The sequence below is a fragment of the Agreia bicolorata genome (assembly GCF_000938265.1).
Taxonomy (GTDB): domain Bacteria; phylum Actinomycetota; class Actinomycetes; order Actinomycetales; family Microbacteriaceae; genus Agreia; species Agreia bicolorata.
Genome location: NZ_JYFC01000014.1, coordinates 1 through 19,371 on the forward strand (window position 1 = coordinate 1; position 19,371 = coordinate 19,371).

Here is a 19,371-nt window from a genome sequence, read left to right on the forward strand (position 1 = left end):
GCCACCCACCCGAGACCTATCGACGGCAGCTACATCCCCAACGGCAAACCACGCGGCTTCCTGGCCACCCAAAAACCGTCAGACCCCACTGAGACATAAACCGTCAGGCACGTCCTGAGACATCACATCGCGATTTTGGGTCGATATGCGCCAAGTGGATGGGGCACGAAGGCGCCACGCGCGATGCCACACCGGCCGCGGTCGAGAAGACCACGGCCGGCGCGTGCATCAGGATGCGGTGGGTCGGCGGCGCCTCCGCAACAGCAGGCCTGCCCCGGTCGCCAGGGCGAGCACGGAGAGTGCCGCCGCGACGGCGAGGGGAGCGGTCGACATTCCGGTGTTGGCCAGCGGCTGGGAGGAGCTCGCCTGCGGTGAGACGAAGTTCTGGCCGATCGCGCCGTTGCCCAGCTCGCCGCCCGAGCCGACTCCGGATCCTGCTCCGGGCGTTCCGGCTCCCGGCGAACCCGACCCGCCGCCAGGCCCGGTTCCGGGATCGACCGGCGTCGGAACATCCGGTGCGTCTGCCGTGATCGCGGCCACCCGCACTCGCGCGCCCAGGCCGAGCGTGTCGTTCACGTCGACGCCGGTGACCGAGAAGTCATCGGCCGAGCCGGTCTGCAGGTTCAGCGTGATCATGGTCGATCGTCCGGCGAGCTGCACGACCGTGTTGGGCTCGATCTCGCCGGCGGCGATGGTTTGGCCCGCTACGGTTCCGCCGCCGGTGGTCATGGTCGCGCCGGTCTTGGTGAGCGCCACGCGAATGTCGCTGAGCGACACCTCGAGACTCGATCCCGGGTAGAGCGAGAGCGAGTCGACCTCGGCCGTCGCGCGGGCGTTGGCATTGGATGCGCGTGCGCCGCTCGCCGAGATCTGCCCGGCGGCGCCGTCGGTCGCCTTGGCGACCTCGAGCTGGGCGGCGTCGGAGTTCGCCACCGCGTTGGGCGCCTTCTCACTCGCGGCGGCCGCGGAAGCGGCATCCGGTGTCACGAGAGCCACGGGCGACACGACCGACGGGCCGGATGCGCTGAGCGCGTAAGCGTAGCGGCTTGGCAGCGGCGGCTCGGGCTGCGGAGTGGGCTCGGGTTCGGGCGTGGGAACCGTGCTGGGCGCCGACCACCGCACCGTGCCGAGCGCGACCGATGGGTAGGTGCCGGTGAGGTCGGTGTAGCGCACGGCCGTGATCAGGATGCTGCCGTCGGGCTGAGTGGCCCGCTCATTGAAGCGCACGGTCACTCGCGGGGTGCCCTGCGCGTCGAGGCCGGTATGGAGGTCGGTTCCGGTGTTGATCCAGACTCCGTTCACGAAGAGCCCCGAGTTCGATCCGGGGAACGACACCACAGAGCTGCCGTCGGCGGCCACGTCGAGCGCGAGTCCGTAGACGCGGAACGCCGACCACATGTACTCGCCGACCGACGAGGTGTCGGGCACCTGAGTGAAGCTGTCGATCGAGACCTTCGCCGCGCTGTCGTCGGTGCGGCTGACGGTGACACCGGTCGCCGCGATCGGCGGGTTGGGGGCCGAGAATGTCGCGTCGGTCTTGGTCCCCGAGGCCGTGAGACTGGGCTCGCCCGCCACGATCGGCGTTCCGTTGGGCGCGGTCACGGTGATGCCCGAGACGAGTGTCGGCTGCGTGCTCGGCGCAGCGGGGGTGCAGGCGACCTGGCCGAGCTTCACCCGCCAGATCTCGGATGAGCCGGCCTCTGCCTCGATGCGCAACGCGGTGGTCTGAGCCCGACCCGACGTATCCGTGGTGCGCTCGCCAATGTAGAGCTTGGTGGGACCCCACGTCGACGAGTCGGGCAGGTCGACGGTGTAGCCGGCGGCGATGCGTGCCGGGTCGAGCGCGTCGACGCCGTTCACGGTGAGGGTGTCGAACGATACGGTGCTCGATCCGTCGGCGGTGCACTCGGAGGTGAGTCCGGTGAAGGCCACGGGCACGCGGTCGCGCAGCTGGAACGTTCCCGAGGCGATCGTCGACCGTGCCCCGTCAGAAGCTGCGCGGGAGACGAGCCCGGCGGTCTGCGTGGTGTTCAGCTTGTAGAGGTCGCCGGTGGACGCGGCGTTCTGCGTGACCGTGTCGCCCGAGGTCCACTCGGCGAGCGGGGTGGAGGCCTGTAGCGTTCCGCCGTCGGAGTCGAGCATTTGCACGCCGAAGGCGCTGTTGGCGGGGGTGGCCCTGGTGGCGGCTTTGGCGGTGGATGCCGTGGGTGCGGCGATCGCGGTCGTTGCGGCGGTCGCGATGGTGGCCGTCGTCGCCGCGAAGCCGACCGAGAGCACGGCGGCGAGGGCCGCCGAGGTCACGAGCCGCAGGGGGCGGGATGCGCGTCGATTCATTTCTGTGCTCCGAACTGGTCGAGAAAGTCGGTGCCGCGGGGAATGCCGAGTCCGGTGACTCTGTCCCAGCCGAGGCCGGACTGCAGGGATTGAGGTTTCGCATCCCACATGTAGAGCGTCTCGAGCCACAGGGCTCCGGTCGACGGCGAGCGTCGGAACCAGGTTGCTGCCGAGGCCGGCTGAACATCGGTGATGGCCGACGAGCCCGCGAGTGCGTAGAGCGAGGGCGTGGCCAGGCCGATGTGACTGCCATTGCGCGCCTTGGCGATGGCCACCATCGAGGCGACCATCGGGGTCGCGAGGCTCGTGCCGCCGTGGGCATCTTCGTTCACCACGCCGTCGGAGGGTGCGTTCACGATGAAGCCGGTGTTCGGGTCGGCGAGAGACGAGACGTCGGGCAGCAGCCGCTTGGTTCCCGGCTGCGAGAGGGTGTCTCGCTGCCACGAGGGGCGGTCGTAGTAGGCCGACTCTCCTCCGCCGGCGCCGTAGATGAAGCCGGGCGGAATGATGGCGCCGTTGCGGGCGAATCGGGTCTGCACCTCCCAGCCCGCTTCGACGGCCACGGTGTTGTCTGCGTCCAGGCCGATGCTCGCCCCGCCGACCGCAGTGACGTAGGGGCTCGAGGCGGGCGAGGCCACGTCGGTGCCGTCTTGATGGTCTCCGGCCTGGCTGTAGTCGCCGTCGTTTCCGGTGGAGGCGAAGACCGAGATGCCGCGCGATGCGGCCTCGACCAGCACCCGGCTGAGCAGGGTGCGATCGGCGTTGGTGTCGAGCTCTTCAGGGGCGCCGAACGAGAGCGAGATCACGTCGGGTGCGCCGTTCTCTGGTGTGCCGTTCTCGACCGCGTCGAGCAGTCGCAGGTAGAGCGACTGCGTCTCGCAGGTGTCGCTTCCCCAGTAGACGATGTTCGCGTCGGGTGCCATGGCGTGAACGGCCTGCACGTCGAGGTGCTGTTCAACGGTCCACGAGCTGGGGCCGCCGCAGCGACTGTTGTCGGGGTTCGCCGGCGCGTGGTGCGTGTACTGCCCGTCGCGAAGCGGCTGCGCTCCGGCCTTGGTGAAGTAGGCGTTGGTGTTGGCTTCGACGGTGGCGTCGTCGAAGACGCCCACGATCGCGATGGTCGCACCGGCACCGGTCGCGTCGTCGGGCAGCTGGTGGATGGCGCGCAACTGCTGCGGACCGTAGCCGCACAGCGCGTTGGAGCGGTGCTCGACCGTGACCGACTCCGGCCACTCCGAGCTGAGGGTCTGTCCCCAATAGGCGGCGCAGTCGTCGCTGGTGGTGGGCGCGGGAGCGGCGGTCGGGGCTGCGGTGGTCGAGGTGGTCGTAGACGTCGCAGACGAGTCCACGAGCGTGGGCTTCATCGCATCCGTGCTCACGAGACCGGCGACGGTCTCGATGGCCGTCAGATCGGCCGGCACCGAGAGGTCGGTGGTGGGCACGACGGCCGTGCGGTCATGGATGTCGGTGGTCACGAAGGTCGTCGAGAAGGCCTGGGCGAAGTCGTTGTAAGAGCCGCTGATCGACTGGCTGTGCACGCTGTCGTGCTGATCGCCGAGGTTGAGCCCGGCCGTGACGAGCCAGGTGCGGGCGGCCGAGATGGATGCGGCGTCGGCATTCTCAGTGAACAGCACGACGGCCGAGGTGGTGCCGTCGGGCGCTGCAGTGTCGCTGTTCTGTGCCGCGGACGCGGCCCAGTCGGGTGCGGTGTCGGGCAGGGAGTGTCGATCGGCGGAGGCGGATGGGGCGGAGGCGCACGCGGTCAGAATGCCCGCGCACACGACCCCGACGATCAGGAAGGTGGATGCAGACATCACCGACCTGGGGGAACGCAAAGAGCGCATAGAAGAACTTTCTCGGTCAGATATCGAAGTGGCAGAGGAGCCGCTCCGAACTCTATATGAGAACCGTTATCATTAAGCAATCCGAGAGGACTGCGGGATTCGATGAGCCAGATTGACGGGCCAACGAGCTCAGATTCTGGATCGTTCTCGGAAGGGTTCGGTTGCTCAGGGGGCTAACGGAGCACGAATCGAGGGACGCGCCGTCCCAGTGGCTTGAGTCTGCGGGGTGTTGTTCGAATCGTGCGTCGTTAGCTCGCGGTGAACGAGCGATTGGCGGCGAAGCACCAATCAATGTGGCGCACATCGACCTAGGCTCGCGATTTTGGGTCGATTCCTGACAGGCGGGCGGTGGGAAAGGGCCGCGCGGTACGCTGAACGGCACATGAATTCGTACTCGCAGGCCGAGTGGGAGGCCGCCGTCCTGCAGCCCTCCATGGTCGTCGCGCCATACCTCATGGGCACCGGGGTGGTCACGGGTGACGGCTCCGGCCGACTGCTGTCGCCGCCGCATTCCCATCCGGATGCGATGCTCGCCTGGTGCTATCGCGGCACGGTCTGGGTGAGTCTTCAGGATGCGATCTGGCGGCTCGCGCCTGGTCAGGGCGTGTGGATCCCCGCCCACACACCCCACACCACCGGGCACGAGCGCGACTCGGTCGGCTGCTACACCTACATTCCGGATGGCGGGCTGCTCTCGCCCCTCGAGGACATCACCCGGGTGCTCGTGCCGCGAGCCGTGCAGGAGATGCTGCTGCACCTCGGAACGACGGACATGGACACGGGCCTGCGTGTGCGGGTTCAGGCCGTTCTCATCGAGATGCTGCAGCAGCCGGCCCCCGAGGCCGCCGCGGGGTGGGGCGAGGTTCCCCTTCCCGCAGACGAGCGGGTGCGCGCCCTGGTGCAGTCGGTGCTGGGAGATCCGGGAGACGCGCGCACCGCGAAGGAGCTCTTCGCTGCCCACGGCTTGCACGAGCGCACCGTGCTGCGAATCTTCCTCCGCGACGTCGGAATGACTTTCGGGCAGTGGCGAACCGGCGTGCGCCTGACGCAAGGCGCGCGCCTGATCGTCGACGGCATCCCTGTCGGCACCGTCGCGCGCCTCTGCGGCTATGCGACGGCGAGCGCGTTCTCGGCCGCCTTCAAAGAGCGGTTCGGCATGACGCCCCGTCAGCATGTCGCGCGCGTGAGCGCTGACTCGGCACATCACCTCTACTGGCGCTGAACGCGCCCTGCGACGCGCCCGCTTCTGCGCCGGGTTGTCGACAGAGCAACACAACTTGTCTGTTCGGCGATATTCTCATCCGCTTGAGCCCCCTACGATTGGTTTGTTAGGTGAGGATTACCTAACTAAAACACCCGAATGAGTTCGCCGCGTTGATGCGGACCCTTCCCCCACTTCTCGTAAGGAGAACCATGCAGCACGCTTCTGCGCGCCCGAAAACACGTCGAGTACCCGCCTTTGTCGCGGTCGCCGTCGCCGCCGTCCTGGTCATGACCGGATGCGCATCCGGCTCGGCGGGAGCTGACGACACGACAGCGGCTACGGCCACCGACGGCGTCGTCATCGAGCACGGCCACGGCTCGACGACCATCACCGAGAAGCCGAAGCGCATCGTGGCTCTCGGCTGGATGACCCCGGACATCGTCGCCGCGCTGGGCGAGAACCCCGTCGGCGTCGAGGAGGTCTGGGGAGCGGGCGACAGCGGTTACACGCCCTGGTTCGAGGACTACGTGACCGACGAGTACGGCGAGCTCCCCGAGATCATCCCGTTCACCGAAGAGGGCCCGAATTACGAGGCCATCAAGGCGCTCAAGCCCGATCTCATTCTCAGCCTGTACTCGGGCGTCTCCGACGTCGAATACGACCGCCTCACCGAGATCGCGCCGACCATCCCCTACATCGACGGTCCGTGGAATCCGGGCACCTGGGAAGACCTGACTCGCACCGTCGGAAAGGCGATGGGAGAGGACGAGAAGGCGGAAGAGCTGATCGCCGAGACCGAGACACAGATCTCGACACTGGCCGACGAGCATCCCGAATTCGACGGCAAGACGTTCGTGTGGGGTCTCACCCTCGACGAGGGCGGAACAGACCTCGGCGTCTACCTGAAATACGACCCTCGCGTGCGCATCACCGAGGCCCTGGGCTTCACCTCGACCTCAGCCATGGACAGCTTCGTGAGCAGCGCCGAGGCCGACAACTGGTACACGGGTGTGAGCCTCGAGAAGCTCTATGACGTGAAGGCCGATCTGTTCGCAGCCTGGGGCGGAAGCGCCGCCGACGCCGAGTACACGGTCGACAATGCCGTGGTCTCGCGCTGGGATCCGATCGCCGCGAAGTCGTACGTGATCTACTCCGACCAGGCGCAGGCTGCCGCCATCAGCGCGCCGACCGTGCTGTCGCTCAAGTACGTTCTGCCGACGTACGTCGACGACCTCGCAGCCGCGCTGCAGGGCAAGCCGACGATCACCGGCAAGTGACAACCGAGGTGTCGGTCGACACCTCGCAGATGGATGCGGGGCGTCACGCAGACGGTGACGCCCCGCGCCGAATCCGGATGCGAGTGGCCGGCTTGGTCATCGCAGCGGTGCTGCTCGTGCTCGCCGCCATCGCATCGCTGGCGATCGGCAACCGGGCGATCGACCCGGTCACCGTGCTGACCGCGCTTGCCGCCTACGACGACAGCAACCCGCTGCACCTGATGGTGCAGCAGCTGCGCCTTCCGCGCACCCTTCTCGGCATCGTGGTGGGCGCGGCGCTCGCGGTCTGCGGGGCCCTCATCCAGGCGTTCACACGCAACCCTCTCGCCGACCCGGGCATCCTGGGTGTGAATGCCGGGGCATCCTTCACCGTGACCTTCGCCGTCGCGGTGCTGGGGCTGAACACGCCGGGCGCCTATGTTCCGTTCGCCCTGCTTGGAGCCTTCGTTCTCACCCTGCTCGTTTACGCGCTCGGCTCCTTGGGAACATCCGGTGCGACCCCGATGAAGCTCACCCTCGCCGGTGTCGCGCTGGGAGCCGCATTCACCGGATTCACCACCGCCATCGTGCTGCAGAACCGCAGCACCTTCGACGTGATGCGGTTCTGGGGCGTCGGCTCCATAGGCGGGCGCTCGCTCGACCAGCTCACGTGGGCCGCTCCCTTGATCGTCGTGGGCTTGCTGATCGGGCTCCTGTGTGCGCGCTCGCTGAACGCGCTGGCTCTCGGTGACGACCTCGCGCACTCGCTGGGGGTACGCGTCGGTGTTGTGCGCATCTTGGTGATCGTCTCTGTGACTCTGCTCGCGGGCACGAGCGTCGCTGCGGCCGGGCCGATCGCCTTCGTCGGCATCATGATTCCGCACGTGGTGCGCTGGTTTACGGGGCCCGATCAACGTTGGGTACTTGCGTACTCGATTCTCGTCGGGCCGACGTTTCTGCTGCTCGCCGACGTTCTCGGTCGCATCGCCCTGCCGAACGGCGAGCTGCGGGTCGGCATCATCACGGGTCTTCTGGGCGCTCCGGTTCTCGTGGCCCTGGTGCGGCGCAAGAAGGTGAGCGGGCTGTGAGCATCGACGAGCGTTCCGTCGAATCCACCGTCGAATCCACCGTCGAATCCACCGTCGACTTCGGCCGCCGGCACTGGCGCATCGACACGGCCCGCGTTTCCACGCTCATTCCGGTGCGCTCTGTGCTCGTCTGTGCGGCGCTCGTGGTGGTCATCATCGTGGCGGGCCTCGCATCCATGACCATCGGCGCTTACGACGTGAACTTCGCGGCCGTGCTGGGTGCCGTCTTCGACCCCTCGTCTGACCCCGACGTGCGCCAGGTCGTTCTGGAGTGGCGGCTGCCGCGCGTGCTCTTCGCGGTGCTCTGCGGGGCGGCGCTCGCACTCGCGGGCGGCATCTTCCAGTCGCTCACCCGCAACCCGCTCGGCTCACCCGACATCATCGGCTTCGGTGTGGGCGCGCAGTTCGGCGTGACCCTCATGATGATCGTGTTCGAGTTGAACACCTACATGTTCAAGGCGATCGGCGCGCTGGTCGGCGGCCTGTTCACCGCGCTGCTCGTCTACGCGTTGGCGAACTCGAAGACCATGTCGTCGTTCCGGCTGATCATCGTGGGAATCGGCGTCTCGGCCGGTCTGGGATCGCTCACCTCGTGGATTCTCATCTCCGTGAGCCTGGAGAAGGCCATGATGGCGGCGACCTGGGGTGCCGGCTCGATCGCCTCCCTCGGATTCGACCAGCTGCTGCCCGCCGCGATCGTCTTCGCCGTCGTGCTGGTCGGCTCGCTGCCGCTGAATCGCACGCTTCCCGTTCTCGAGATGGGCGACGACGCGGCTACGGCTCTCGGCATCAGTCCCGGGCGCACACGGCTCGCGGCGATGGTGTTCGGCGTGGCGCTCGTCGCCCTCGTCACCGCGGCGGCCGGCCCGATCTCGTTCATCGCCCTGGCCGCCCCGCAGATCTCGCAGCGCCTCACCCGCTCGAACACCCCCATGGGCACCGCGCCCGTCATGCTTACCGGCGCCGCCCTCGTGGTGGTCTCCGACGCGGTCGCACAGCTCGTCGGCGTTCCCGTGGGCGTGGTGACCGTCTCTGTCGGCGGCCTCTACCTCGCCTGGTTGCTCGCCGCCCAATACGCGCGCCGCGCCTGACCTGCCCTCCTTGGAAAGACCACCATGACTGCATCCCTCAACGCCCGCGACATCACGCTCGCCTATGGCGACACGCGCATCATCTCGAACCTGTCGCTCGCGGTGCCCGACAAGTCGTTCACGATCATCATCGGCCCGAATGCCTGCGGAAAGTCGACGCTGCTGCGCGGCTTCGCGCGCCTGTTGCGGCCCTCGACGGGCACCGTGCTGCTGGATGGCGCAGACCTGCACAGCCTCAAGCCGAAAGAGGCCGCGCGCAAGTTGGGCCTGCTTCCGCAGTCGTCGATCGCACCGGATGGCATCACGGTCGCCGATCTCGTCGGCCGCGGCCGCTTTCCGCATCAAAACGCGCTGCGCACCTGGAGCCGCGACGACGAACGCGCGGTCGCCGAGGCGATGGATGCGACCGGCACGACCGAGCTGTCGAGTCGGTTGGTCGACGAGCTGTCGGGCGGTCAGCGGCAGCGGGTGTGGGTCGCAATGGCGCTCGCGCAGCGTACCGGCCACCTTCTGCTCGACGAGCCCACCACCTTTCTCGACATCGCACACCAGATCGACCTGATGGAGCTGTTCGCCGATCTGCACAGGGAGGGCACCACACTCGTCGCGGTGCTGCACGACCTCAACCATGCGGCCCGCTACGCCACTCATCTCGTCGCGATGCGCGATGGCGCGATCGTGGCGCAGGGCGATCCGCGCGACGTCATCACCGAGCAGCTCGTGGAAGCCGTGTACGACCTGCCGTGCCGGGTGATCACCGACCCCGTATCCGGCACCCCGCTCGTGCTGCCGCTCGGGCGGCGGGCGAAGTGATCGGAGTGCGACACCAGACTGCCCGGGCGCAGCAGCAGACGACGCCTCGCCGACTGTTCGCTCTCGCGCTGTCGGCCGAGGGGCGCGGGCCCCGTCTCGCCGCCGCAACGCTGCTGCTCATGCTGCACGCGGTCTGCGAGGCGGCGATCCCGGTGCTCATCGGCGCAACGATCGACCGCGCCGTCGTGCCCGCCGACGTGACCGCGCTCGCCCTGTGGCTCGGCCTGCTGCTCGGTGTCTTCGTGGTGCTGACCACGAGTTACCAGGCGGCGTCGCGTCTGATGGTGACGATCTACGGATACGGCGAGCAGGCCCTGCGCCGGCTCGTGCTCGGGCGCATGCTTCGTCCTCGGCTGTCGCAGAGCACGCTCACGCCGGGCGAGGCGCTGACGTTCGTGAACTCCGACACCTACCGGGTGGCTGGCGTGGCGTGGTCGGTGGCGCAGCAGTGCTCCACGATCGCGGCGATCGCTGCGGCCGCCCTGGCGATGCTCGTGATCTCGCCGGTCGCGATGCTGGTGGTGTTCGCGTCGACCGTGGCGATGATGCTCCTGATGCGAGTGGTGTCCAAGCCACTCGAGCGCCGCGGCCTCGCGGAGCAGCGGGCTGCTACCGAGGCGGGTGCCGTGGCAGCCGATTTCATGGCCGGGTTCCGTGTGCTCGTCGGGATCGGTGCTCGAGGCGAGGCCGTGCGCCGTTATGTGGCCGCGAGCAACACCTCACGCGTCGCCGCGACGACTGCCGGACGCTCGCTCGCCGACTACGAGGCCGTGAGCGCAACGCTCGCCGCAGTCGTCACGACGGCGCTCGCGGGGCTGTCGGCATGGTTCGCGGCCGAGGGTCAGATCAGCATCGGCGAGCTCGTCACCGTGCTGGGCCTGGCGCAGTTCGTGAGCGGCTACCTCGCGTATGCGGGGTCGTTCCCGTCGAACTGGATCCACAAGTTCGCCTCTGCCAGGCGCATCGCCGAGGTGGTCAACGCGCCGGATCTGCTGGACGAGCCCGGCAGCGGCGGACCGGTGCGCCGGGCATCCGATGTCGTGCTGTCGTTCTGCGTGGGCAGCGGTACGGGTGCGGGTGCGGGTTCCGGATGCGATCGGGTGGACGTGCGCGCGGGAGAGCTGCTCGGCGTGCGTGCGTGCGACAGCGACGCCGCGCGAGAGCTGTCGCGCCTGCTCGGAATGCGCACGCCTGCCGGCCGGGGTGCCGTGTCGGTACTCGTAGAAGGGGAGCATCGTGACCAGCGCGACCTCGGCGCTGTGGATTACCGCCGACGGGTGGTGTCGATGCCGCATAGGCCGAGCATCGTCAGCGGAACCCTGCGCGACGCGGTGCGCGGAATCGCGTCTGACGAACAGCAGCGGCCCGAGCTCGTGACCATCGCGGCGCTCGACGACACGGTCGGTCAGGTCGGGGGCTGGGATGCGCAGGTCGGTGAGGCGGGTCGACGCTTGTCGGGCGGCCAGCGGCAGCGCATCGGCCTTGCCCGCGCACTGCACGCCCGCGCCGCGCTCGACGCCCAGGTGCTGGTGCTCGACGAGCCCACCTCGGCCGTCGATGCCGTCACCGAGGCGCACATCGCCGCCGCCCTCGCCCGGCACGAAGGAACGACCGTCGTGATCACGACCTCGCCCGTGCTGCTCGCCGCGTGCGACCGCGTGGTCGAGCTGTGCGCGTCGACCGAAGGGCACACTCATGACTGACGCCACGCTCCCCATCGCCACCGGCGCCCAAGTGCGCACCGTCATGCGCGCGCTGCTCACGCAGCACCGGGGCCGATCGGCGGCCGTGGCTGTGCTGTTTCTCGTCGCATCCGGCCTCGGACTCGTCACGCCCGCATGCCTCGGCGGCATCGTCGACGCCGTCTCATCGAGCGCAGGATTCGCGATCATCGCCGGCTGGGTCGCGGGCGCGGGAGCGGGTGCGATCGGCGCCGCCGGAGTAACGCTGTGGGGCATGCGCGCGCTCACCGCGCTCGTGCAGGACACGCTCGCGAGCCTGCGCGAAGACGTGTTCGCCTCGGCCATGCGCCTGCCCGTGAGCACGATCGACGACGGCGAGAGTGCCGACCTGCTCTCGCGTGTGACGGGCGACGTGGATGCCGTGGCCGAGGCCGGCGCGAATGTCGCTCCCACGCTGTTGTCGGCCGGATTCGCCATCGCCGTCTCGCTCGCGGCTCTCACTGCGATCGATCCGTGGCTGGCGCTCGCAGGCGTCGCCTGCGTTCCCTTCTACGTGTTCGGCACACGAGCTTTTCTGCGGCGCTCGCGGGTGGTCTTCCGTGAGGTGCGTATGCGCGAGGCGGTGCGCAGCCAGGCGGTGATCGACGCGGTCGAGGGCAGGGAGACGCTCACCGCGCTCAACGAGCAGGATCACGCGCTGGCGCGGGTTCAGGCCCGGGCCGAGGACTCGATCGAGATGCAGATCGAGGGTGTGCGGCTGCGCAACCGGCTCTTCCGGTGGATCAACGGAGGTGAGGCCGCGGGCCTCGCCGCTCTGCTCGCGGCCGGGTTCGTGCTGCACGCGAACGACGCGATCTCTGTCGGAATGGTCACCACGGCCGCCCTCGTATTTCACCGGTTGTTCGGCCCAATCGGCCAGCTGATCTTCGGACTCGATGACATTCAGCGGGCAGCGATCGGACTCGCCCGCCTGGTGGGCATCATCGACCTGGCGCCGGCCGTCTCTCTGCCTGAGCCTGTCGAAGGGCCTGCACGACCCCCGTTCCCTGAGCCTGTCGAAGGGCAGACGTCTCGACAAGCTCGACGAACGAGGGTCGGCATCTCGCTGCAGGATGTCGCGTTCCACTACCCGACGACCGGCCGCGGCATCGACGACGTGACCCTGCGCGTGGAGCCCGGAACCACCGCGGCGCTCGTGGGAACCTCGGGCTCGGGCAAGAGCACGGTCGCTCGAGTGATCGCGGGGCACCATCCGCCCGAGTCGGGAACGGTGCAGCTCGACGCCGCCGAGGCTCCCTATTACATCTCGCAAGAGCTGCACCATTTTCGCGGGAGCATCGCCGGCAACATGCGCTTGGTCGCGCCCGACGCGAGCGACGAACAGATCGACGCGGCGCTGCGCGCGGTCGGCGCCGACTGGGCAGTGGAACGCGACCCGGCCGCATCCGAGGCGCTTGTCGACGAGGGCCGCATCCAGCAGCTTGCCGTGGCGCGTGCCCTGCTCGCCGACCCGGCCGTGGTGATCCTCGACGAGGCGACAGCCGATGTGGGACTGCTCCATCGGGACGCCGTGGAGGCGGCCATCGCGCGCCTGTGCGTCGGGCGCACGGCCGTGCTGATCGCGCACCGGCTGCAGCAGGCGCAGGCCGCAGACCAGGTGGTGGTGTTCGCAGACGGACGCATCGTGCAGCGGGGAACGCACGCCGACCTCGTGGCCGCCGATGGACCGTACAGAACCTTCTGGCTCGCTCAGACGAGCGCCCACAGACCCGTAGCCACCCTCGAAGAAACAGAGACTGTATGAAGATCCACCGTGCAACCGTCAGCAGGACGACCCAACTCACCCCGCGACTGGTGCGCATCACCCTCGGCGGTGAGGGCATCGCCGATTTTTTGAGTACGGGCGTGGGCGACGAGTACGTGCGTGTGTTCTTTCCGCACGGAGACGACCCGACGGATGTGTCGCTGCCGGTGCCCGACGGCGACTGGTGGTCGACGCCCGAGGGTGCGCCGCAGGCGCCGATGCGCACCTACACGATCAGTGGTGTGCGACCGGATACGGAGGAACTCGATATCGACTTCGTTCTGCACCCGGCCGGGGTCGCGGGTCCGTGGGCGGCGGCTGCCGCGCCGGGCCACGTGCTCGGGGTGAACTCGCCCACGGGCCTGTACTCACCGCCGGAGGATGTCTCGTGGCAGGTGCTGGTCTCCGACCTCACCGGCCTTCCGGCGGTCGCACGCATCGCTGCCTCCGTGCCGTCGAGTATCCGAACCCGCGTCGTGCTCGAGGTCGCCGACGACACGGATCGCCTGTCGCTGGATGTCGGCCCGCACGTCGAAGTCACCTGGGTGGTCGGTGGAAACGGACATGGCCCGAGCACCCTGGGGCAGATCGTGCGCAGCATCGTCGACGACCGGCTGCCGCTCGATGAGGGCTACATCTGGGTGGCCGGAGAGACGGTCGCGTTGCGCGACGTGCGCAAGTATCTGCGCCGTGAACTGGGGTTGCCGGCGACTCGCTTCAAGGTTGTGGGCTATTGGACTCCGATCGACAACTGGGAGTCGAAGTACGCGGCGCTGCCTGCTGACGTGCAGAGCGAGCTCGACGCCATCTGGACGGCGACACCGGACGCCGACCCGGAGGAGACGCAACTGCGCTACGAGTCCCGCCTCGACCAGTTGGGGCTGTGAGCCGAACGTGCCTGCGCAGATCGAGTAGCCCGTTCCCTGAGCCTGTCGAAGGGCGCCTCGGGCTAGTCGACCTGCGCCCTTCGACAAGCTCAGGGAACGAGCGCCGCGTATCGAGATCACCCGCTCAACCCGCAGGCGACTATAGAAACGTGCGCGCCGCCACGACCAGCGCGTCGATGCCGCGCTGCAGCGTCGACTGATGTTTGGGTCGATTCGTGCCAAATGAGAACGCCCGCCGGACGACCACTTGGCGCATATCGACCTCAAGTCAGCGTTTTGGGTCGATCTGCGCCACATGGCAGCTGTTCAGTGATGCGGCTGAGCGGCGCCCGCAGGGTCCGTCATATTCGCAGGACAGCGAGATGCGCCCGTCACGAGTTGGCCAGACCTGCAAACAAGACGAGCGCTGCAACCACCGTGACGATGCAGACGATCACGGCCATGAACCTCAGGGCGGGTCGAGTGCGGAACGCCGTCAGAAAAAGTGCAGCGTTCAGGACGCCTAACGTGAGGGTGGCGAACAACGCGTAGTCGCGCAGGTCGCCGGCGTCACACCACCAGGGCCGCGGAATCACGGCGGGGCAATTGCCCGTTGGCGGTTGCCAGAGAACGATCAACACGACAGCCGATGCGAGCATCGCGACGCTCACCATGATCCAATCCGAGCGGCGGTGCGTGCGAACTGCGGTCATCTTCGCAGGATAACGAGCCATGGCGGGAAGCTCGATACGCATGGTTCGCGCGGATGAGACGTCGAGTTCCACACTCTGCGCTTCTGCGCGCTGGCAGGCAACCGCTTTGGGGCGCGCAGGCTCTCCTTAGGCGGACTGAACCGGAAGCTCTTCACCTGTCACGAGCGCGTGGATGGGGGGAAGTTGCGCCCGAGCGTCGTCGCTCGCTTCGTCGACGATGACGACGACCGCGCACAGCTCTGCTCCGCAGGCCGAGACGAGGTGCGCTGATGTGAGGCTCTGGCTGCCGGTCTCGATCCAGTCGTCGATCAACACGACGCGCTGGCCTGGCTGAATGAGATCTCGACGGGTCGAGAGTTCTACCTTGTTGCCTCTGTAGTCGGGCGCCGTGACCCGACGGATCACATCGCCCGGGAACATCCCACCTTCTTTACGCACCGGAACGAAGCCCACGCCGAGGGCCGCGGCGACGGCCGGCCCCAGAACAAATCCGCGTGCCTCGATGCCGAGAATGAGGTCTGGTTGTGCGGGGCGGGCCAGCTCGGTGAGACCTGCGATGATCGCGCTCAGCGAGTGCGGGTCGGCGAGCATTCCCCAGGTGTCGGCGTCGCCGTTGATCCACCTGAACTGCTTCAACACGTGGTGGCGTGCGGAGGTCACTTCAGTGGTGCTCATCTCTTCACAGTAGTGAGTGCAGCAGGCCGATCAGCGATGGGCATCGGAGTACCCTGATGCCAGTGAAAATTTCTTTCTCTCTGTGACCCAGAGGCCATTCAGCGACATGCGTTCGCTCCTCCATCGAGGGGCGGTGATTTCGTCCGCCCGCAGAGGGAGCTCCTTGCGGAGTTCCCCTGCACCCTGGCCCCCTGACGAAACCACCTCAGAAAGACCTTTCACTCATGACGTTCGCCGACTCTTCCGACGTACCCACCGACATCCGTTCAGCCCTTCGAGCCAATTGCGCTGACTGTTTCGCGCTCTGCTGCACAGCCTTCGGGTTTCAACGCTCTGCCGACTTTCCAATCGACAAGCCGGCGGGTACCCCCTGCTCGAATCTCACCGACGACTTCTCCTGCTCGATCCACGACTCCCTGCGGCCACGAGGCTTTCGCGGCTGCACCGTATTCGACTGCTTCGGCGCAGGCCAGTACGTGTCTCAGACCCTGTTCGGAGGAAAGAGCTGGAAGGAGCGCCCCGACACGAGCGCAGACATGTTCGGCACATTCGCCGTCGTGCGGCAGCTGCACGAGATGCTCTGGTACCTGGTTGAAGCCGCCGAGCGAGCCACCCTGTCAGAGCTTTCAGAGCCGGTGAACCAGCTCCGTGACGAAATTCTGCGGACCCTTGACGGCGATGCGTCAGAGATCCTCGCGTGTGATGTCGAGAGTATTCGCGCAGAGGTGCGGCGCACGTTGATCGAGGTGAGCGACGAGGCGCGCGGCGGCTATGCCGCTGCCGAAGCTTCCGCGAGCGGGCTGAATCCGTCGGCCGATCTGGTCGGTCGCGACCTGCGATCAGTTCGTCTGTGCGGCGCCGATCTCCGTGGTGCGTACCTCATCGCCGCGGATCTTCGCCACGGTGACCTGGCGGGCGTCGACCTGCTCGGTGCGGATCTGCGCGATGCACGGCTCGATGGAGCAGATCTGTCGCAGGCGCTGTTTCTCACGCAGTTACAAGTCGATGCAGCTCAGGGCGACGACGCAACCGTGCTGCCGCCTGCTCTCACTCGGCCGCGGCACTGGCTTGGCTAGACGTTAGCTGCCGCTCGTTTTGTCGGGCTCGGGCGTTGTGAGGTCGACGTGGATGTCGCGTTCAGGGGACGCGTGCGTCGAAAGGTCCGGAGGGTCTGTCGGCGAACTTCGCCAGCATCGGAGGCCGTGGTTCGGTGTTCGACTACCTCGATCGTGGCCGGCGCCTTCGCGGGCATTGCGGTCGATGGCGGGCGGAGTCTCAGGCTAGGTCTGGGCTAGGCCTGAGCGGCGGGTCGGCGCCCCAGCGACATTTGGAAGCGCACGAGGTAGCCGTCGGGATCGGTGACGAGGAACTGCTGCACTCCGGCCTCTTCGTCTCCGGCTCGGTACCATTTCGTCTCGAGCGACAGAAAGAACCCGATGCCGACGGATGGGAGTGACCGGCTGAGCGATTCGGCATCCGGAACGCTGATCTGAAAGTTGATGCCACGACCGAATTGGGCCTCGAGCGGGCCGGTCATCCAGTGCCGTCCGTCACCGATCTCCTCGAGCTTGAGGTGCGCCGACCCGAAGTAGGACGGAAATCTCGGCACCGCACCCGGGCTGGAATCTCTGATCGAGGCACCCTTGGCGACACTATCGCCCATCAAGGCGCTTACCCTTCGAATATGAAATTGTTCAGCCGCGTTCGGCGTCGGCTCAGCGCTGCATCACAGGAGAGCCATGAGGCCGTGCTGAAATCAGCGGCGGTCCACATGACGCTTACGGCGAATGTGACCGGACGGCTCGATATCAGGCGTGCGTCTAGACGGCTTCTCAACGCGGACATCGCAGTATCTGCGGCTTGGCCATCAGAGGATTCAATACGGGTGTCAAAGAGGCTGAGAATGATTGCTCGCCCTCTCTTCCGGGTCAGAGTAATGCAAAGGCGGTATGAAGAGTCGGAATCGAATGGTCGTTGGGCATCGGCGCTGATGTTTGCGGCACGTTATCCAAAGCTCGGTTGGATGCATCTTCGATCGCTTTGGTATGCACAAACGCGTAGCAACCTCGATCGCCTGATGAAAAAGGGGACGATTCGAGCTCTCCTGCTCTTTCTCTTGATTCGCCCGCTATTCGGAGTTCGCTACGTCCTTCCAAATATTCGGCTTGGAAAAAAGGACGAAGAACATTCTCCCGCCGACGACAGCCTGACCGTCGATCCCGAGACCGCCGAACAGGAAGCGGCTCCCGAGGAGAACACGCTGAAGATGCTCGATGAAGCCGAAGAGCTCATGCTCAATCAACAAATTGTGTCCGCGGCGGAGCGACAAATTGATGGCAAGATCTTCGGCGGGAGAGACCATGAGGAGGACCGGTTTGTGAGGCTCGCTCTTCGAAATAGTTATCACGATTTCAAGCTCGATGGAATTGACCAAGAACAGCATGTCGTGTTCGAGCCACGGCTTCTGATGCACGAGTCAGGCATATTACAACTGAGCGTGCGAATTAGCTCGACGGGCCCGCTATCAACAGCGCAGGTGATCGATCTGATGTGGGGTCCAGCGCGGAGGATAACAAGATCTGAACTGGCGGCACCCCTCTTGAAGGGGAGCGGGTGGGAAAGAGACGTTACCGAATGGCGAGATGTCTTGGATGGCGGTGCACGTTTGGCATTAATCGAGCATGAGAATCCTGTATCTATTTCTGATTTTCTAACAGCGCAGATGAACTCGATCATTGCATCGATTGGAGTCAGGCTTGAAGGTTGGGTTGTCTACCCAACTGCAATGGTTGAGGCCGGCGATTGTTGTACTTTGCACGAATGGAAGACTCGGCATAGGGAGGACATCGTTCGCCTGGCTACACGGTCCATGACGGCTACACGTATGTCTCCCACCGAAGACACTCCCAGCGATCTGTCACTGCAATCGGACCACAGCCTTTACGCGAGTCTAGGATCGACGACGTACATTCAATGGACCGGAGCAATACCACATGGCCTCGCTGAACTGGGCACAGTTCTGGTCATCGAATACGGATTATTGCTCTATCTGAGACTCCAAACGATGGAAGCGGTTGTAGCTCGAATGGTGTTGGGGGAACGGCGCCTCAAACGCAGATATCGAGATGCGATTCTTCTATTTTCCGAATTGCGGCAAGGGAATGTTCGGGCCGGGGAAGCCCGAGAGGTCGTACGTCATCTCCTGAGTGAGTTAGGTGCCGATCAGATTCGACCAACTATTCAGGCGGCCCTTGAGCTCGCAGGCCTCGCTCACTCCACTGTCGCCGCGTCGAGGGCCTCAAGGCGCGCTTGGTGGGTCACCCTGGGGGGTACGGTTGTGGCGGTCTTAGTCAGCATCCCAGCACTGCAGCAACTCTTGGTGTCGGTTTCTGCTCTCGAGACGGACGACGGCGCTGAGTGGGCAATCGCTCCTCTGAGATATGCATCGACTTTTGGATTCTGGGGCGCTTGGCTTGTGCTTGCATGGATAGCGTGCGCATTGATCACAACGTTGGTGGGCGGTTGGATTGTCCGGCTTTGGCCTGGTCGATTTCCTAGCATTCGACGTGGCTATGCGTGGCCGACAAAGTTGATAGTTAGGGAACGCACGCAAGAAGATATCTCTGCCGATAGCGCTTAGTCCGCTGCTGCGAGCCGAACGAAACTTTCAGTGCCGAGGTCGAGTGCTGACTCCAACCGTCTTAGGCGTCCCGGGGTGCTCTGACCGAGCAGGTTCTCTGACAACCAGAAGAAATTGCTGTGCACGGTCATGGTGCGACGCCGGTCACAGAGAGCGGGGTTGGACCGAGAAAGTAAGCCGCTCCACAGGTATCCACAGTCGTTGACCCCATGATTCGGCCGAGTCGATGAGAACTCGGGTCTGCTGCACGAATAGGTGACATCTGATCTGGCTTGCCCGGGAGGGTGGCCTGGAAGGATGGCATCGTGCCAAAGCCCTACCCCTCTGAGTTCCGTGATGACGTCGTGCGCGTCGCGAGGAA

The 19,371-nt window shown here is 66.2% G+C and carries 15 protein-coding genes; 10 read left to right on the forward strand and 5 right to left on the reverse strand.

The genetic code is table 11. The annotated features are described in order from the left end of the window. Positions 1 to 228: 228 nt before the first annotated feature. Both TZ00_RS18415 and TZ00_RS18420 read right to left on the reverse strand, forming a co-directional pair. On the reverse strand, positions 229 to 2,334 hold the full coding sequence (locus TZ00_RS18415; protein ID WP_044443976.1) for an LPXTG cell wall anchor domain-containing protein: 2,106 nt from the start codon (positions 2,332 to 2,334) through the stop codon (positions 229 to 231). Then, positions 2,331 to 4,148 carry a S53 family peptidase gene (locus TZ00_RS18420; protein WP_044443978.1) on the reverse strand — a complete coding sequence of 606 codons (1,818 nt, stop codon included), beginning with the start codon at positions 4,146 to 4,148 and terminating at the stop codon, positions 2,331 to 2,333. The genes TZ00_RS18415 and TZ00_RS18420 overlap by 4 nt, the downstream gene beginning before the upstream one ends. 412 nt (positions 4,149 to 4,560) lie before the next feature. On the opposite strand from TZ00_RS18420, the gene TZ00_RS18425 reads away from it, so the two are divergent. The 8 genes from TZ00_RS18425 (at position 4,561) to TZ00_RS18460 (ending at position 14,003) form a co-directional block, all read left to right on the forward strand. Then, a complete protein-coding gene (locus TZ00_RS18425) occupies positions 4,561 to 5,400 on the forward strand; it encodes a helix-turn-helix transcriptional regulator (RefSeq protein ID WP_044443979.1) in 840 nt (279 codons plus the stop codon). A gap of 191 nt (positions 5,401 to 5,591) precedes the next feature. Next, positions 5,592 to 6,659, forward strand: coding sequence for an ABC transporter substrate-binding protein (locus TZ00_RS18430; RefSeq protein WP_044443981.1), 1,068 nt, complete (start codon positions 5,592 to 5,594; stop codon positions 6,657 to 6,659). Next, positions 6,656 to 7,726: a FecCD family ABC transporter permease gene (locus tag TZ00_RS18435; RefSeq protein ID WP_238579760.1), complete on the forward strand. Its 1,071-nt coding sequence runs from the start codon at positions 6,656 to 6,658 to the stop codon at positions 7,724 to 7,726. The genes TZ00_RS18430 and TZ00_RS18435 overlap by 4 nt, the downstream gene beginning before the upstream one ends. Then, positions 7,723 to 8,817, forward strand: a complete 1,095-nt coding sequence (locus tag TZ00_RS18440) for a FecCD family ABC transporter permease (protein WP_044443984.1) — start codon at positions 7,723 to 7,725, stop codon at positions 8,815 to 8,817. Before TZ00_RS18435 ends, TZ00_RS18440 begins: the two co-directional genes overlap by 4 nt. A 24-nt stretch (positions 8,818 to 8,841) precedes the next feature. Further along, positions 8,842 to 9,630, forward strand: coding sequence for an ABC transporter ATP-binding protein (locus TZ00_RS18445; RefSeq protein ID WP_044443985.1), 789 nt, complete (start codon positions 8,842 to 8,844; stop codon positions 9,628 to 9,630). 5 nt (positions 9,631 to 9,635) lie between these two features. Beyond that, positions 9,636 to 11,333 carry an ABC transporter transmembrane domain-containing protein gene (locus TZ00_RS18450; protein WP_052521703.1) on the forward strand — a complete coding sequence of 566 codons (1,698 nt, stop codon included), beginning with the start codon at positions 9,636 to 9,638 and terminating at the stop codon, positions 11,331 to 11,333. Further along, on the forward strand, positions 11,326 to 13,116 hold the full coding sequence (locus tag TZ00_RS18455; RefSeq protein WP_044443987.1) for an ABC transporter ATP-binding protein: 1,791 nt from the start codon (positions 11,326 to 11,328) through the stop codon (positions 13,114 to 13,116). The genes TZ00_RS18450 and TZ00_RS18455 overlap by 8 nt, the downstream gene beginning before the upstream one ends. Further along, the gene (locus TZ00_RS18460) at positions 13,113 to 14,003 is read left to right on the forward strand and encodes a siderophore-interacting protein (protein ID WP_044443990.1); all 891 of its coding nucleotides are present in this window, start codon (positions 13,113 to 13,115) and stop codon (positions 14,001 to 14,003) included. Before TZ00_RS18455 ends, TZ00_RS18460 begins: the two co-directional genes overlap by 4 nt. Positions 14,004 to 14,374: 371 nt before the next feature. Here TZ00_RS18460 and TZ00_RS18465 read toward each other — a convergent pair whose 3' ends face one another. Together TZ00_RS18465 and TZ00_RS18470 are read right to left on the reverse strand one after the other, a co-directional pair. After that, complete coding sequence (locus TZ00_RS18465) at positions 14,375 to 14,695, reverse strand: hypothetical protein (protein WP_152631276.1); 321 nt, start codon at positions 14,693 to 14,695, stop codon at positions 14,375 to 14,377. A 126-nt stretch (positions 14,696 to 14,821) separates the two neighbouring features. Next, complete coding sequence (locus TZ00_RS18470; protein ID WP_044443995.1) at positions 14,822 to 15,370, reverse strand: phosphoribosyltransferase family protein; 549 nt, start codon at positions 15,368 to 15,370, stop codon at positions 14,822 to 14,824. A 224-nt stretch (positions 15,371 to 15,594) separates the two neighbouring features. Here TZ00_RS18470 and TZ00_RS18475 point away from each other — a divergent pair, with 224 nt between their 5' ends. Further along, positions 15,595 to 16,446, forward strand: a complete 852-nt coding sequence (locus TZ00_RS18475; RefSeq protein WP_044443997.1) for a pentapeptide repeat-containing protein — start codon at positions 15,595 to 15,597, stop codon at positions 16,444 to 16,446. Positions 16,447 to 16,661: 215 nt separating this feature from the next. Here TZ00_RS18475 and TZ00_RS18480 read toward each other — a convergent pair whose 3' ends face one another. Continuing rightward, positions 16,662 to 17,033, reverse strand: coding sequence for a VOC family protein (locus tag TZ00_RS18480; RefSeq protein ID WP_052521704.1), 372 nt, complete (start codon positions 17,031 to 17,033; stop codon positions 16,662 to 16,664). A 240-nt stretch (positions 17,034 to 17,273) separates the two neighbouring features. Here TZ00_RS18480 and TZ00_RS19865 point away from each other — a divergent pair, with 240 nt between their 5' ends. Next, complete coding sequence (locus TZ00_RS19865; protein ID WP_152631277.1) at positions 17,274 to 19,010, forward strand: hypothetical protein; 1,737 nt, start codon at positions 17,274 to 17,276, stop codon at positions 19,008 to 19,010. The last annotated feature ends 361 nt before the right edge of the window (positions 19,011 to 19,371 follow it).